This window comes from Ruegeria sp. AJ12, from assembly GCF_056536245.1.
On the sequence record NZ_JBQFJJ010000001.1, the window covers coordinates 127,111 to 143,906 of the forward strand.

Annotated in this window: 9 protein-coding genes; 4 read left to right on the forward strand and 5 right to left on the reverse strand. The window is 62.9% G+C overall.

Going from position 1 to position 16,796, the window contains the following annotated elements; all coding sequences use genetic code 11:
• Window positions 1–60: 60 nt before the first annotated feature.
• Entirely contained in the window at window positions 61–5,487 is a 5,427-nt protein-coding gene (locus ACR3E0_RS00705) for an alpha-2-macroglobulin family protein (RefSeq protein WP_480475193.1), read from the forward strand.
• A gap of 36 nt (window positions 5,488–5,523) precedes the next feature.
• Complete coding sequence (pbpC, locus tag ACR3E0_RS00710; protein WP_480475195.1) at window positions 5,524–7,560, forward strand: penicillin-binding protein 1C; 2,037 nt, start codon at window positions 5,524–5,526, stop codon at window positions 7,558–7,560.
• Window positions 7,561–7,566: 6 nt separating this feature from the next.
• Here pbpC and ACR3E0_RS00715 read toward each other — a convergent pair whose 3' ends face one another.
• The 4 genes from ACR3E0_RS00715 to ACR3E0_RS00730 are packed head-to-tail and all read right to left on the reverse strand — an operon-like array spanning window position 7,567 to window position 14,244.
• Complete coding sequence (locus ACR3E0_RS00715) at window positions 7,567–9,609, reverse strand: hypothetical protein (RefSeq protein WP_480475197.1); 2,043 nt, start codon at window positions 9,607–9,609, stop codon at window positions 7,567–7,569.
• Window positions 9,606–12,368 (reverse strand): DUF4159 domain-containing protein, encoded by a 2,763-nt coding sequence (locus tag ACR3E0_RS00720; RefSeq protein ID WP_480475199.1) that lies wholly within the window; start codon window positions 12,366–12,368, stop codon window positions 9,606–9,608. The genes ACR3E0_RS00715 and ACR3E0_RS00720 overlap by 4 nt, the downstream gene beginning before the upstream one ends.
• Window positions 12,365–13,240 (reverse strand): DUF58 domain-containing protein, encoded by an 876-nt coding sequence (locus ACR3E0_RS00725; protein ID WP_480475201.1) that lies wholly within the window; start codon window positions 13,238–13,240, stop codon window positions 12,365–12,367. The genes ACR3E0_RS00720 and ACR3E0_RS00725 overlap by 4 nt, the downstream gene beginning before the upstream one ends.
• Window positions 13,237–14,244, reverse strand: a complete 1,008-nt coding sequence (locus ACR3E0_RS00730) for an AAA family ATPase (protein ID WP_480475203.1) — start codon at window positions 14,242–14,244, stop codon at window positions 13,237–13,239. Before ACR3E0_RS00730 ends, ACR3E0_RS00725 begins: the two co-directional genes overlap by 4 nt.
• Before the next feature lie 64 nt (window positions 14,245–14,308).
• Here ACR3E0_RS00730 and ACR3E0_RS00735 point away from each other — a divergent pair, with 64 nt between their 5' ends.
• Window positions 14,309–14,890 (forward strand): DUF1285 domain-containing protein, encoded by a 582-nt coding sequence (locus tag ACR3E0_RS00735; protein ID WP_480475205.1) that lies wholly within the window; start codon window positions 14,309–14,311, stop codon window positions 14,888–14,890.
• Here ACR3E0_RS00735 and ACR3E0_RS00740 read toward each other — a convergent pair.
• Window positions 14,887–15,825, reverse strand: coding sequence for a DMT family transporter (locus tag ACR3E0_RS00740; RefSeq protein ID WP_480475207.1), 939 nt, complete (start codon window positions 15,823–15,825; stop codon window positions 14,887–14,889). The two genes, ACR3E0_RS00735 and ACR3E0_RS00740, sit on opposite strands and share 4 nt — an antisense overlap.
• 180 nt (window positions 15,826–16,005) lie before the next feature.
• Here ACR3E0_RS00740 and ACR3E0_RS00745 point away from each other — a divergent pair, with 180 nt between their 5' ends.
• Window positions 16,006–16,758 carry a hydroxypyruvate isomerase family protein gene (locus ACR3E0_RS00745; RefSeq protein WP_480475209.1) on the forward strand — a complete coding sequence of 251 codons (753 nt, stop codon included), beginning with the start codon at window positions 16,006–16,008 and terminating at the stop codon, window positions 16,756–16,758.
• Window positions 16,759–16,796: the final 38 nt, after the last annotated feature.

Genomic DNA, 16,796 nt, shown 5'->3' on the forward strand with positions numbered 1-16,796 from the left:
TTTAAGCCGTTGCAAACCGTGCGAACGGCATGCGAGGCTGACGGCAAAGAGGAGGCCGTCATGCACCGCTTTGTTTTATTTATTCTGACGTTTCTTTTGCCGCTTATTCTTCAGCCTGCCGCTGGTTTTGCCCAGTCTCCCGCCCCTGAGTTTCGCTATATCACGACCCGGGATGCGGATTTTTACGGGTCAGACCTGGATGCGCTGTTTGACACGGGCCTCCAGTCCTGCATTCAGGCATGCTCGGCCAACAACCGGTGTACTGCATTTACGTACAATACCCGGTCAAACGCCTGTTTCCCCAAAAGTGGCGTGAACAGGCAGGACGTCTACGAAGGCGCCCTGTCGGCAGAGAAGGTACCAACGATAGAACAGACCCTAAACCTGGCAGAAACGCGCGCAGCGGCGCTGCCAGCCCTGCGGTCAGCCGATCTGGACCGCGCGGCGCAACAGGCCCGTGATCTGGGGTTTGTGCACAACGCGGGTGGGCTGGAGCTCGACGCGGTTCTGAGTGCGGCCCGCAATGCGACCAACGTGACCCAGGCGATGCAGTGGACCGGTGTCGCCGTGTCGCTGAGTGATGCGTCTGACCTCTGGACCGAATACGCGCGATTGTTGCTGACCCTCAACCCGTCCGGCTGGAATGAAAAACGGGACCTGCGCACTCGCGCTGTGAACGCCGCCATCAACGGATATCTGCGTGCAGACGCACCCGGTGTTCAGATTGCGGCCCTCATGACCCTCGCCGATGCACTGGAAGAGGTGGAACGCGGGCGTGACATGATCCCGGTCCTCAGACTGGCGGAACAAGTGCAGCCACGCGAAGATGTCTTGGCCAAGTTGGATGACGCAATTGGCAAATACGGCCTCCGTGTCGCAGACAGCACGGTCGAAAGCGATGCGGCTCTGCCCCGCATCTGCGTCGCGTTTTCTGAGCCACTGGTCAAAGCCGGAGTGGACTATGATCCGTTTGTACAGCGCGACTCCGAGGGTCTGGTAGTACAGGTCGACGATGCGCAGCTCTGTGTCGATGGGGTCGCGCATGGCCAACGGTATCGCCTGACCCTGCGCGAAGGCCTGCCCGCAGCCTCTGGCGAGGTTCTGACTCGCAGCGTCGAACTGACCCACTATGTGCGGGATCGCACCCCTTCGGTCCGGTTTCCGGGGCGCAGCTACATTCTTCCCAAATCGGCGGATGCGGCCCTTCCAGCCGAGACAGTCAACGTTGCCGAACTGGACCTGACCCTGCGGCGAGTCAGTGACCGCAACCTGCTGCGCGCCGTGCAGCAGGACTTTTTCGGTCGTCCGCTCAGCGAATGGCAGGAACGTGAGTTCTCGGACGAAATTGCCGAGGATATCTGGACCGGCACGGCTGAAGTTCCCAATCAGTTGAACCAGACCATGACAACCCGCCTGCCGATGGCCGAAGCCATCGCGGATCAGCCTGCGGGCATCTACACACTGACCGCACGTGTTCCGGGGGCCGATCCCTATGACGATCCGGGGGCGACACAATGGTTTGTACTGACCGATCTGGGGCTCAGCACAGCCCTTGGCACCGACGGGCTGCATGTCACGGTACGCGGATTGCACGATGCCGCCCCGCGCGCGGGGATCGAGGTTTCGCTCATCTCAAAGGCCAATGCCGTAATTGCCAAGGCACAGACCGACGCAGACGGGTACGCAGGTTTTGAGCCGGGCCTGACCCGCGGCACCGGCGCCAGTGCGCCGGCATTGGTGACTGCGTCCGCAAGTGATGGCGACTTCAGCTTCCTGTCGCTGACCGATCCTGCCTTTGATCTGTCGGACCGAGGTGTCGAAGGGCGTGCGCCCGCCGGGCCGGTTGACGTCTTCCTGACCAGTGATCGGGGCGCATACCGCGCCGGCGAAGTGATTCACGTCACCGCGCTGACCCGCGATGGTGAGGCACTGGCGATCGAAGGATTGCCCCTCACCGCCATTCTGTACCGGCCTGATGGTGTTGAATACCGTCGATCCGTCTCGAACGGCGGTGTTGCCGGAGGCCATGTATTCGCGCTTCCGGTTGCTGTGGACGCGCCGCGTGGCGCGTGGAAGATCGAGGTCAAATCAGATCCCAAAGGGGATGCGCTGGCCCGTCAGACAGTGCTGGTCGAGGACTTCCTGCCCGAACGCATCGATTTCGAACTATCCTTGCCCGATGCGCCCCTGCGTCCGGGTGACAGCCCGCCTCTGAGCATCGACGCGCGGTATCTGTTTGGCGCGCCAGGCTCTGACCTGACCATCGAAGGGCAGGTCAGCTTGGCCCCGGCAGAGACCCTGGCCGGCTTCGAAGGATACCGCTTTGGTCGCTATGACGCGGAGGTATCCACGAAAAGCACCTATTTCGGAGACGCCCGCACGGATGCAAACGGGTTGGCCACGATTGCCATCGAAATCCCCATTTTAGAGACGGAAAGACGGCCTGTTGAGGCAACCGTGACCGCGCGGTTGGCGGATGGTTCCGGCCGCCCTGTCGAGCGTCGCCTGACCGTACCCGTTGAACCGGCCCAGCCTCTGATCGGCATCAGGCCGATGTTCGAAGAGGTAATACCCGAAGGTACAGAAGCCACGTTCCAGATTGTCGGCCTGACCCCTGAACTGGCACCCAGCCCCATGCGCCTGCGCTGGACGCTGAACCGCGTTGAAACGCGGTACCAGTGGTATCAGCTATACGGCAACTGGAATTGGGAGCCGACGACACGGCGCACCCGTGTTGCGACGGGCGAGATTGACTTTACATCTGACCCGCTGATCCTGACCCAACCTGTCGACTGGGGCCGGTATGAGCTGGTGGTGCAACGGGTGGATGGACCCTACGCCGAAACTGCGGTCGATTTCTATGCGGGCTGGTATCAGTCCGCTGACGCGTCGACGACCCCGGACAGGCTGGAGATGTCGCTCGACCGCGACAGGTATCGCGCGGGTGATACTGGGCAGCTTCGGATTGTTTCGCGCATGGCGGGTGTGGCGCAGATCGAGGTGCTCTCGAACCGGCTGATCCACCGTGAAATGATTGAGGTGCCGGAAGGCGAGACCGTGATCCCAATCGATGTCACGCAGGAGTGGGGCGCTGGGGCCTATGTGACCGCCACGGTCATCCGTCCGATGGATATCGCCGCCGGGCAGAACCCCGCGCGGGCACTGGGTGTGGCGCATGCCGCTGTCGATGCGACGGATCGGAAATTGGACGTAACCATTGGTGTGCCAGACGTGACCTTGCCCCGGCAAACACAAAAGGCCCTTGTTAGGGTCGAAAACTCTCAAGAGGGCGACCCCGTGTGGCTGACTGTAGCGGCCGTGGATGTTGGCATCCTGAACTTGACCGGGTTCGAAAGCCCGGACCCGCAGGGTTACTACTTTGGCCAACGCCGCCTGGGCGTGGACTTGCGCGATGTATATGGCCGGTTGATCGATGGTATGAACGGCGCGATGGGCATCGTCCGATCCGGAGGCGACAGTGACGCAGGAATGCGGCGTCAGTCGCCCCCACCGACGCAAGACCTGATGGCGGTGTTCAGTGGACCGGTTCAGGTGGGTGCCAATGGAGAGGTCGAGATTGACATCCCCCTGCCCGCCTTCAACGGGACGGTCCGCCTGATGGCCGTGGCGTGGTCCCGCGCCGCCGTAGGCCAGGCCGAAGCAGAGATGATTGTCCGCGATCCGGTTGTTGTGACCGCCAGCCTGCCCCGTTTTCTCGCCCCTGGCGATCAAAGCCGGATGTTGCTGGAAATCGTCCATGCGGATGGTGCTGCCGGGAATATGGCGCTTGGGCTGAAAACCACGTCCGAGTTGGACCTCGGCGCAGTTCCCGCAAGTTTCGCACTCGAAGAACACGGCAAAGCCGTGTTCGAGGTTCCAATCCGCGCCAATACGGTTGGAGACCCCGAGATCAGTGTGTCCATCACAACACCGGATGGCCGCGACCTGTCTCAGACCTTGCAGATGCCCGTGCGCGCGAATGATCCTGTTGTCGCGATGACACGGAGATTTGCGCTGGGCGCAGGCGACAGCTTCCTGTTCTCGCAGGATGTGTTCGACGGCTACCGGCCCGGCACGGCCAAAGCGATCCTGTCGGCCGGTCCGCTGGCTAAGTTCGACACGCCGGGCCTGTTGGATCAGCTGAACCGCTACCCCTACGGCTGTACCGAACAGATCACCAGCCAGGCATTGCCCCTGTTGTACCTGTCCTCGGTCGCGCAGGCGACGGGGCTTGGGAACGGTCCGGCCGTGGATCAGCGCATTGACGCCTCGATCCGCAGCGTGCTGACACGGCAGTCGTCAAGCGGGGGTTTTGGTCTCTGGCGTGCGGGCAGCGGTGATTTCTGGCTGGACGCCTATGTCACCGATTTCCTGTCTCGCGCCCGCGCGCAAGGCTATGCCGTATCAGATCGCGCCTTTGCTCAGGCGATGGACAACCTGCGCAACCGCATCAACTATGCGCCGGACTTCGACACGGGCGGTCAGGACATCGCCTATGCGCTGATGGTGCTGGCACGTGAAGGCGCAGCGTCGATGGGCGACCTGAGATACTATGCAGACGTCAAAGGCGATGCGTTTGACACACCGCTGGCCGCAGCGCAGCTTGGTGCGGCCCTGACCGCGTACGGAGATCAGACACGCGCAGATGCAATGTTCACCCGTGCAGCGCAATTGTTGGCCCAGCGCCCCGCCCAGAACCAGACCTACTGGCGGGCCGATTACGGCACCGACCTGCGCGACGCCGCCGGACTGCTGACCCTGGCCGTGGATGCGGGAAGCGAGGTGATCGACCGGGACGCCCTCATCCAGCGGATCAGCGCCGGGCGATCCCGCCTGTCGACGCAGGAGGCCGCTTGGTCCCTGCTCGCGGCGCATGCGCTGGTCTCGGACCCAACGCAAAGCGGGCTTAAGGTGAATGGTGCGATGGTTGAGGGGCCGTTCGTGCAGGTTCTGGAAACGGGACAGAACCAGGACCTGAATATCACCGCCACAGATGGCCGTCCGACCGACATAACGCTGACCGTCACCGGCATCCCCGAAGTAGCACCGGAAGCCGGTGGCACCGGTTACGCGATTGAGCGGCGCTATTACTCGCTGGAAGGGGACCCGCTCGAGACCCCTGATTTCACCGTTGGCGACCGGTTTGTGACCGTTCTGACAGTTCGGCCCTTCGAAAATGGCGGGGCGCGGCTGATAGTGGACGATCCGCTGGCCGCAGGGATCGAAATCGACAATCCCAGCCTGCTGCGCTCGGGTGATGTACGGGCATTGGACTGGCTTGACCTGTCCGAGGCGACCCATACCGAGTTTCGCTCGGACCGGTTTCTGGCGGCGGTCGATCTGTTTGGTCGGCAGACCGTGACACTTGCCTATGTGGCCCGCGCGGTCACTCCGGGAGAGTTCCGCCTTCCAGCAGCTTCGGTCGAGGATATGTACCGGCCCCGGAACAGGGCGCGCACCGGTACGGCCCACGTTGCGGTCCGGTGATTAGCGCTCCGTCATATCCCGTTGCACGGTACGACCATGCCTAGGGCCACGCGGTTATTGGTGGCTTTGGCCGGGTTCCTGTACCTTGCCGCGCTGGCGCGGGATCGGGCCGAGACGTGGGTGGTGACCACAGACCTGCCGCCTGTACTGGCGGAAACCTCGGTCGAGATGCGGGACCGCACCGGAGCCCTGCTGCGCGCCATCCCGGTCGAAGACGGCATTTGGCGCCTGCGGCCCGGTCCGGTCGACCCCGCCTTTACCGACATGTTGATCCGGTACGAAGACAAACGCTTCTGGTCGCATCAGGGCGTAGACCCCGTGGCAATGGCACGGGCTGCGGCGCAAAGCCTCTGGCACAGGCGCATCGTGTCGGGCGGATCAACACTGACCATGCAGGTTGCACGCCTGATCGAGGATGGCCCGACCGGGCGCTGGAACGGCAAATTGCGCCAGATCAGGGTCGCATTGGCGCTGGAACAACGTCTGACCAAACAACAGATCCTTGAGCTGTACCTGACGCACGCGCCCTATGGTGGAAATCTGGAAGGCATTCGCGCCGGAACCCGCGCCTGGTTCGGCAAGGACCCTCGGCGGCTGACACCGGCCCAGGCCGCGCTGCTGATTGCCCTGCCGCAGTCACCCGAAGCACGGCGACCGGATCGCAGCCCTGATGCGGCCCGCCAGGCCCGCGACCGGATCTTGGAGAGGATGCAGGGATACGGCGTTCTGTCCGAGCCAGAAACCCGCAGCGCTCAGATTGAACCCATACCTGTAGAAATGCGACCCTTTCCGCGCCTCGCCCCGCATCTGACAGATCGCGTGCTGAGCATGCACCCCGAGGCCCGCATGCATGATCTGACGCTGGCGGCGACCCTGCAATCCCGGCTGGAGCCACTGGTTGCGCAGGCCGCCGCCCGGGTTGGCCCGCAGGTGTCCGGCGCCATGATCGTGGCCAATCATCAAAACGGTGAGGTTTTGGCCTCGGTCGGGTCCGCCGGATACCACGACAACCGGCAGGGGTTCGTCGACATGAGCACGGCGCTGCGGTCTCCGGGATCGACACTGAAACCTCTGATCTATGGGCTCGCCTTTGATCAGGGTCTGGCGCATCCCGAAACCCTGATCAGCGACAGCCCGGTGATGTTTGGCCGGTATGCACCACGGAATTTCGACGGAGCGTTCCGGGGCGACGTCAGGGTGCGTGACGCGTTGCAGCTGTCCCTGAACATCCCTGTTGTGCGGTTGACCCATGAGCTGGGACCGGCCCGCGTGATGGCCGCCCTGCGCAACGCTGGAACCAATCCGCGCATGTCGGGCGGGTCCCCGGGGCTTGCGATTTCGCTGGGTGGAGTGGGTCTGAGCCTGCGCGATCTGGTACAACTCTACGCGACACTGGCTGCAGGCGGACAAGGGCCGGCCCTGCGGGACCGGGTTCTGCAGCGGCCAGAGCAAACCGAACGGATCCTGTCAGACATCTCTGCGTGGCAGGTCGCGGATATTCTCGCCGGTCTTGTGCCGCCATCCGGTGCACCGGCGCGTGGGCTGGCCTACAAAACCGGCACGTCTTACGGGCACAGAGACGCCTGGGCCATTGGGTTTGACGGGCAGCATGTCATCGGTGTCTGGCTGGGTCGCCCGGATGGAACACCCGTACCGGGGGCCTTTGGCGGCGAAATTGCGGCCCCGCTGCTGTTCGAGGCATTCGGCCTTCTGAAGCCCAGTTTCGCACCGCTCGGCCCACCGCCACCCGCAACCCTGATTGTCGGCGCCGCGCAATTGCCCCCTCCCCTGCAAAGGTTCCGCCCGCGTCGCGCCGCTTTCGAGGACGATGCCGCGGCGCCGGATGTGCTGTTCCCGCCGGAAAACGCCGTTTTAGAGACTTTTGGGACTCCGTTGACCCTTAAGCTACGGGGCGGGGTCGGCCCGTTCTCGGTCCTGGCGAATGGGACACCTGTGATGACCGGTCAACGCCATAGGGAGTTCGAAATCCCAAACCCGGGACCGGGCTATACAGCGCTGGTCGTCGTGGATTCGCAGGGGCAGTCAGATCAGGTGTCGGTGCGGATTGACTGAACGGCGTCAGCCTCGCCCCTCCCGCAACCAGCCGCCCAGCAGAAACCCACCGGCCAGCAGCAGGACGAGCCAGGGCGGCAACAGGCCCGCCTGAGTGACATCGCGTGTTTCATAGGCGTTGCGAGGGGTCAAACCGATCCACCCGCGCCCCGCTGCGGGCCGACCCGCGCGCACGTTGCGGATGGAGGGCAAGCCGTCTTCCAAACGCACCACACCGCCGCGCAAGCCGTCCAGAACCGGTTGAAGTATCTCGCCAGTCGCAATGGTGCGTTCAAACTCCCGAGGTGCCGCAGGGCCGAGACCAATCACTGCGGCATGGTCACCTTCCTGCAGGCGGTAGAGGCCAATTTCAGGCCCGAAATACCGCGCCTCGAACCGCCCGGGCGTCACTTCTTCCAGCGTGATATCCAGTGTTTCACCATTTGGGCGGGTGACTGTCACCGGACCCACGGTGTCTTCGAGCGTCTGGCGGATGATGCGCATGGATTGGCCGTTTGCTTCGGCCCACAGCGCCTCTTCTTCCAGCTCGGGCTCTTTCATCATCCAATGGGCCAGCCTGCGCAACAACTCCAGTTGCGGTCCGCCCCCTTCAAACCCCCGGCTCCACAGCCATGCATGGTCCGAAGCAAGCATCGCCACCCGTCCTTCGCCCACCCGGTCCAGCACCAGCAGAGGGCGCTCGTCCAGTCCGGTCATCAAAACTTCGCCGGACCGATGGTTCACATCGATCTGCCGCAGCCACGCCCCCCAGTCTTCGGAATCCCCGAGATTGGTGGTTACGGGATGCCGGTGGCCCAGATCGCTGACCATCGGCACATAGCGTTCTTCCAGCACGCGGGCAGTGGGCTGCGCGGGCAGGATCGGTGCCAGAGGCGAGCGGAAAATGCTATCGGCCGAGGCAAAATCCGGACCCGCCGCAATCAGCACGGCGCCGCCGTCGTTGATATAGCTGGTCACATTATCCAGATAGATCGCCGGCAGAATGCCCCGCCGCTTGTAGCGGTCAAAGATGATCAGGTCGAAATCGTTGATCTTCTCCAGAAACAACTCGCGGGTCGGGAAGGCGATCAGCGACAGTTCATCCACCGGCACGCCGTCCTGCTTTTCTGGCGGGCGCAGGATGGTGAAATGTACAAGATCGACGGAACTGTCGGATTTCAGCAGGTTGCGCCACGTCCGCCCGCCGGGATGCGGTTCACCCGAGACCAGCAGCACGCGCAACCGGTCGCGTACGCCGTTCATCTGGATCAGGGCGGTGTTGTTCCGATCGGTCAACTCACCCTCGGCTTGCGGGATGGTGAACTGAATGACGTTGCGCCCGCCATGCGGCAGCGTGACGGGCAACTCGACGTCGATGCCGATGGGAATGCTAAAGCGTTCAGCCTCACCGCCGTCGACTGAGATTTCCAAAGGGGCCGTCGTCGCTCCTGCAGGGGCGGCTCCGCTGTCTTCGACCCGCAGGGTCAGAGTGACCGGCTCATCAATAATGGCGAAAGCCGGGGCGTTGCGCACAATGAGCCTGCGATCCCAGTCACTGTCGCGACCGGTCTGAAGAAGATGCATGGGTGCAGGCAGATCGGGGGCCTGATCAACGTCGTGAACGATCCCATCCGATACGACAAGAATGCCCGCGATGCGCGCCCGCGGTTCCTCGGCCAGCGCGGCGTTCAGGGCCGCCATGACCTGTGTACCTTCGTCCCCGTCGCTGTCGCCCACACGAATGCGCCGCAGTTCGGTGTTGTCACGGGATTCGATCTCGGCGGCAAGGTCCTCAGCCGCCTGCGCCGTCTGCTCGGCCCGATCCGAAAGGGCCTGGCTGGCGCTTTCATCCTCGATCATCAGGACGATATCGGTCAGCGGCGCGCGGTCTTCGACCTGATACACCGGCCCGGACAGTGCTGCGATAATGACCAGCGCCGCCAAGCCGCGCAAAGCCCACCCGGACAGGCCGCGCCACAAGGCCAGAACAATCCCTGCCACAGCAACCGCTGCCACGCCGGCCAGAATGGGCCAGGGGATCAAAGGATCAAAGATGACGGTTCCTGTCATTGTCCCAACCTGTCCAGAAGGGCCGGCACGTGGACCTGATCGGATTTGTAGTTCCCGGTCAGCACATGCATCACCAGATTGACGCCAAAGCGGTTGGCGATCTCGCGTTGCCGCTCGCCCGCATAGCCGCGCCCGACTGGCAGCAACGCCTGACCGTTTCGATCAACGGCCCAGGCCCCGGCCCAATCATTGCCGCCAATCACCACCGGCGTCACGTTGTCGTTGAGGTTGCGAAACGGCATCCCCTCGATCTGTTCTGCGTCCAACGGCGCGGATTCGACCCAGACCTCTGCTCCGGAATACCGCCCCGGGAAATCCTGCAGCAGGTAGAATGTACGCGTCAGCACGTGGTCGCGCGGGATCGGCTCTAACGCGGGGATATTCAGCGGGTCCGCCAGTTGCTGCAGCTTGCGCCCATTGGGGCTGGAGGCACCGAAGCCGGCAATATCGGCATCACGTGTATCAAACAGGATCATGCCGCCGGACCGCAGGTAGGCATTCAGCTTGGCGTAGGCCTCGGTCGAGGGTCGTGGCTGGCTGGGCGTAATCGGCCAATACAGCAGCGGGAAAAAGGCAAGCTCATCCCGCTCCAGATCAACACCGATAGGGTCCGCCGGTTCGACGGACGTGCGGTAGAACAGCGTCTGTGCCAGTCCGCGCAACCCGGCCAGTGCGATATCGTCGACTTGTTGATCGCCCGTCAGGACATGCGCCAGGACAAGCTCTTGCGTGGCTTCAAGGGCAAATGCAGTGTCTTCGGGCGTTTGCGCCTGCGCGTCGGGGACCAGCAACACAGCACCCAGTGCCATGGCTGCGGCACGCGCCAATCCCAGTCGCCCGGACAAGGCCAGCGATGCGATCACGTCAACTGTCAGAAGGATCAGCGCGAGGCTCAACAGGATGCCGCCGAGTGGTGTTTCAGTGGAAACTTCCTGTCCCCGGATCGGAACATCCGCAGGCCAGACAGCCGGGTTGAGTACCGCGTCTTCCGACAGGACATTCAGCGCCAGCTTCTGTTTGCCACTTTCATACAGGCCCGGACGCAGGTCCGGCCCGATCTGTCCGGAAATCAACTGCACACCGTCCACCCCGGCCAGGGTGCCTGCGTCCGACAGTGTCCCAAACCCGTCCATGATCTGAACCGGCTCCCAGGTGGTGCCCTGCAATTGAGCCTCCTGTCGGGATTTTGCCGCCGATGCGACCGCGAGACGGTCCAGCATTTCCACAAACAGACCCGACAGCGGCAGAGTGGACCATTCTGCATCTGCGGTGACGTGGAACAGCACGACCTGCCCCAGACCCAGCGCCTTGCGGGTCACCAAAGGCGTGCCATCCGACAGCGCGGCAATGACCCGATCCGCAAGGTTAGGGTCTGGTTGCGCCATAACCTGCGTCGAGACCACCACGTCATCGGGAATCTGCAAGCCAAAGAACGGTGAGTCCTCGGGGAATGGTGCCAGTGTTTTGGCCTCGCCCCAGCTCATCGCGCCACCCACGGTGCGTCCGCCGCTGCGCAGACGCGCGGGCAAAAGCGTATCCTCTTCGTCGCGACCCAGATCGCTGGCCGCCATCCGTGGACCGGCAAAGCGTAACAAAAGCCCACCCTGTTCGACCCATTCGATCAGCCCGGCCTCTTCGGTGTCCGACATCTGTGCCACGTCTGACAAGACGATCACGTCCGGGTTGGCCGGCAGAACGTCCAACAAGCCCCCATCCACGAAATCCGCCGTGGGGATCAGCACCTGTGTCAGGTAGTGCATGGGTGACAGCAGCTCCAACCCCTCACGATTGACCGTTCCCGCAATCAGCGCAACTTCGCGCCGGCGCAGGCTGTCATCGGTCAGCGTGACGGCGCCAGCCGAACGCTGGCCCTGAAGCTCAAACCGGGTGATCCGGGCGCGCAACTCGGACGGCAGGGCCAGTTCGATCTGCGCGTCCGTCGCACCGGCCTCAAAGGTCAGTTCGGCAGATTGCAGCACACGCGCCGTGCCCGCCGGGTCGCGGCCATGCGCCAGAATCGTCACCGTATCCGTAGGCCCGGGCTCGGCCCGCAGCACGGTCAGTTGAATGACCCCGTCCTGATACGCTGCGGGCAATACCGCCATGGCCGGCGCCGGCGATCGGTACACCGTCACAGACCCGCGGGACTGCAGGGCCGAAACCAATCGATCGTGGCCGTCATATGTCAGCCGGTCACTGAACCAATGGGTGTCAAATCCGCCGTCGACATCGTTGAGCGCGGCCAAAACCTGTTCGGTCTGCGCCTCGGTTGGTTGCCAGGGATTGGGCGTCAGGCCCGGCAAACGGCTGCGCCACGTCTCAGCCGCCTGAAACACAGGCGGTTCCGGCTCGCTGAGACGCAGAATTGACACGGGCCGCCCGGCGCGTCCGGCCTCGGTCAGCTGCGCATCGATCTGATCCAGCGTCGAGGACCAGCGCGTCGCACCGGCCCAACTTGCATCCAGTACCAGCAGCAACGGCCCGGTCCCGGTCTGATCGCGCGATGGGTTCAGGACCGGTCCCGCCAAACCGATAATGATTGCGGCTGCCGCCAGCATCCGCAGCAACAGAAGCCACCACGGAGTTCGGTCCGAGATGCTTTCGTCATCCTTGAGGCCCAGCAGCAAGGTGACCGCCGGGAACAACCTGCGGATCGGGGCGGGCGGCACCGCACGCAGGATCAACCACAGGATCGGCAGGGTCAGAAGACCCAGCAGAACCCACGGGGCGGTAAAGCCGATGCCCGCCAGAACCGTCATCGCATGCCCCCGTCCAGCGCCCGATAAAGCCACAACAAAGCCGCCTGCGCACTGTCACCGGTGTGGTGCAACCCCAGTTGCCACCCGGTCGCACGGCAGAGTTGGGTCAGCGCATCCTTGCGCTGCGCCAGTCGCTCGAGATACCGCTCGCGCAGGTCCCCTGCCTTGAGCGTTTCGTGGCGGAGCGATCCACCGACGCTTTCGAAAATCGTGCGCCCGCGATAAGGAAAGGTCTCTTCTTTCGGGTCCAGCACCTGCAACACAACGCCCCGCACACCCCGGTCGGCGGCCTTAGTCAGAGCCAGTTCGACCTCGTCCATCGGACCCAGAAAGTCCGAGATGAAAACGGCACGCGCATGCGGGATCATGGCGCGATGTTCCGGTGGGGCGTAGTCGGCCTGTTCATCCTCGGACCAGGCCTCGGCCAACCGGATGATCTGGGCATTACCGCGTCGCGGCGGCAGTTTTGTTCCGGTCAGGCCAACCCGTTCCCCGCCACGCACCAGCAGGATGGCGGTGGCCAGCCCCAAAAGGCGTGCCCGGTCAGCCTTGGCGGGCAAGGTCTGATCAGAGGCAAAGCGCATCGAAGCACCCTGATCGACCCACAACATGATGGATTGCGCGATCTGCCATTCCCGTTCGCGGACAAATTGCTGATCCCCCCGGGCGGAGCGGCGATGGTCGATCATGCGGCGGCTGTCACCGATCTGGGCCGGGCGATACTGCCAGAAATCGTCGCCCATGCCGGAGCGCCGCCGACCGTGATCCCCCAACAGAACCGTCCCTGCCAGATGCTCGGCGCGCGCCAAAAGCGGCGGCAACCGGGACGCCTCGGCTTCGGATCTTTCGCGAAGGGTCAGCGCCGCATTCACGCCGCAGCCTCGGTCCGGATCAGCCCGGTAGCGGTCGAGTCGATCAACTCGGCAAGGCTATCGCCTCGCGCCCGCGCCGCGAAGTTCAACGCCATACGATGGCTCAGCACCGGTCGCGCCATATCGAGCACATCCTCGGCATTCGGCGCCAGCCGCCCCTGCAGCATCGCCCGCGCTCGCACGGTCATCATCAGGGCCTGCGCCGCCCGCGGGCCGGGGCCCCAGGCGACTGTCTCGGCCACCCGGTCTGTCACACCCTGTTCCTCGGGACGGAAGGCCCGGACAAGATCGAGGATCAGTTCAACCACCGACTCTCCCACCGGCATCCGCCGCAGCAGAACCTGTGCAGCCAGCAACTCCTCCTTGGTGAAGATCTGGCTGGCCTCTTCTTCCTCAACCCCGGTTGTGGCCAGCAGAATATCGCGTTCGGTCTGGCGATCAGGATAGTCTACGTCGATTTGCACCAGAAACCGGTCCAATTGCGCCTCGGGCAGCGGATAGGTGCCCTCCTGTTCAATCGGGTTCTGCGTCGCCAGCACGTGGAACGGAACGCCCAGAGAACGGTCTTCGCCTGCGACCGTCACCGTGCGTTCCTGCATCGCCTGCAACAGCGCCGACTGGGTCCGCGGGCTGGCACGGTTGATCTCGTCCGCCATCAGCAACTGGCAGAAAATCGGGCCGGGAATGAACCGGAAGTGGCGGCTGCCGTCATCTGCCGTATCCAGAACCTCGGACCCCAGAATATCCGCCGGCATCAGGTCGGGCGTGAACTGGATGCGGTTGCCGTGCAGGCCCATCACCGTCGACAGTGTCTCGACCAGTCGCGTCTTGCCCAGACCCGGAAGACCGATCAGCAGGGCGTGCCCCCCGCACAGCAGGGCGGTCAGCGTCAGGTCCACGACCCGTTCCTGCCCGATGAAGCGGCGGGTGATCGAGGATTTCGCCTCTTGCAGCTTGTTTTCCAGCGCTTCGATCTCGACAACGAGGTCGGCAGGTTCGGACATGACTTTCCCTTCCGTGGACTAATATGATTGAAGTGTATCGCGCTGAGAGGAAATGGCAAAAGCAATGAGCGGACAAAAACCTGTGATACCCTCACCCGACGGGCTGGCCGCTTCGGTCAAAGCGGCCAAAACCAAGGGCTTGCCGCCCGTTCACCTCTGGAATCCTCCGTTTTGTGGCGATCTGGACATCCATATCGCAAAAGATGGCTCATGGTCTTATATGGGCTCGCCCATCACCCGGTTCGAGCTTGTGAAGCTTTTTTCCTCAATTCTTAAGAAAGAAGGCGACAAATATTATCTGGTCACCCCGGTCGAAAAGGTGGGAATCACCGTCGAGGACGCGCCGTTTCTTGCGGTGGATTTCGACCGGGTGGGCGAGGGTGAGACGCAGACGCTCAGATTCACGACCCAGGTCGGCGACGAAACCACCGCCGGTCCGGACCACCCGATCCGAATTGTCATCGACCCGGAAACGGATGAGCCCAACCCGTATATATTGGTTCGTTCAAACCTTGAGGCGCGCATTGATCGCAAGAGTTTTTATCGGCTTGTCGACATCGGCACCGATCACAAAGGGTGGTTCGGCGTCTGGTCCGGCGGTCAGTTCTTTCCCATCACGCCATCAGACGCACTGACTGACCTCTAGGCCGGACGTGCGATCCGACGGTCCTGTGCCAACACCACGGCAAAGGCGACAATGCCGGCACCCAGCGCGCGGGTCCAGTTCCACTCTTCCCCCAGAATCAGCATAATCACCATCACGTAGAAGGGTGTAATGTTGATGTGGAACGAGGCCAGGGCTACGCCAAGTTTTCCGATGGATCCGATGAACAGAACCTGACTGACGGCCATCGAGATCAGCGCATAGATTGCCAGCATGCCCATCTGCTGCGCATCAATCGCTGAGGTGGGAACCACGTCCATGCCTAGCTGATGCGCGCCAAACAGGAGCAGCGATGCCATGATCAAGCCGCCGACAAAGGTGATGGTGGTGCGCCCGGTTTGGCTGAGCTCGGGGAAGTCCCGAGCCGTTGCATGACCGGCCCAGCAGAACAGGACGGTTGACAGGACGGCGCAAACGGCGCCCAACCCCAGTTGGGCCGGGGCCAGGGCACTGGTGGCGATCAGGCCGCCGACAATCGAAACCATCACGCCCAGAACAAAGTTCCATCTCAATCGTCTGGTGCCGGTCGCAAGCTCCAGCAGAGTCGCCATCAGTGGCGCGCAGGAGGCAATAATTGCCACCGTCACCGGATCGGTCAGCTTCTGCGCCAGAATGATCAGGAACATCCCCGACCCCAGACCGATGCCGCCGACCACCATTGCATGTCCCCAACGGGCGTTCAGCACGCGCTGGGGCCCATCCAACAGAACCCAGATCGGCACCATGAAAACCACCGCCAGCCCCAGACGCGCCGCCAGTAGCGCAACGGGCGGCCAGCTTTGCAGAAGGATTTCTGCCGCAGGAAAGCCCGCCGCCCATGTCAGCATGGACGCAATCGCCAAACCGTTGCCGGACAATACCGGATTGCGACCTGCAGCCGCAGCGAGAGTGTTCCCGCGTGCAGGGTCAGGGCTCATGGCCATCGTGAACGAACCTTCTGTTGGCACGACGACATGGAAATGATTCGCCGCGATGCCCTGACCCTCCCTGATCTGTTTGGAATGATCTGGTCGATTTTCGACAATCTGTCGTTTTCAGTCCCTTTCGCGAAAACCGCCCCGGCGCTAAGGTCCGGCCACCACTGTTCGAGACCCCAAATGCCCAGATTTGCCGCCAATATTTCTTTGCTGTTCGCCGAGCTTCCCTATCTCGATCGGTTCGAAGCCGCTGCCGCCGCCGGGTTCAAAGCAGTGGAGATTTTGTTTCCCTACGATGTCGCCGCCAAGGAAACGCGGAGGGCTTTGCGGGCCAACGGGTTGGAGTTGGTGCTGATCAACGCGCCGCCACCGAACTACACCGGAGGTCAGCCGGGCTATGCCGCCGAGCCAGGCAGCGTGGCGCGTTTTCAATCCGATATCCGACGGGTGTTGCGCTATGCGGATGCATTGCAAACCGGCCTGATTCACGTGATGTCGGGATACGCCTCGGGATCGGATGCGCTCGCGTGTTTCGTGGAAAATCTGCAGTGGGCGGCAGATTTCGCGCCTGCACAGCGATTCACGATTGAACCCCTGAACCCAACGTCGCAACCCGGCTATTTTCTCAACACCTACGGTCTGGCGGCGGATGTGCTGGACCGGGTCGACCGCCCCAATATCGGCCTGCAATATGACAGTTTTCACGCGCACATGATCCACGGCGATGCTCTGGATGTCTGGCATCGGTACCGGGATCGCGTTGTCCATGCCCAGATCGGGGCCGCGCCGAACCGGACGGAACCCGGCCCCGGACCAACAGACTTTAACGCCCTGTTCGAGGCAATGGATCGCAGCGGGTATGACGGTTGGGTCAGCGCGGAATACACGCCTTCGACGCCCCGGACCGAAGCCTCTCTGCATTGGATGCGGTGAAGGTGTGCGCCTGCGCACTGGTCTTCGCATTTCATATG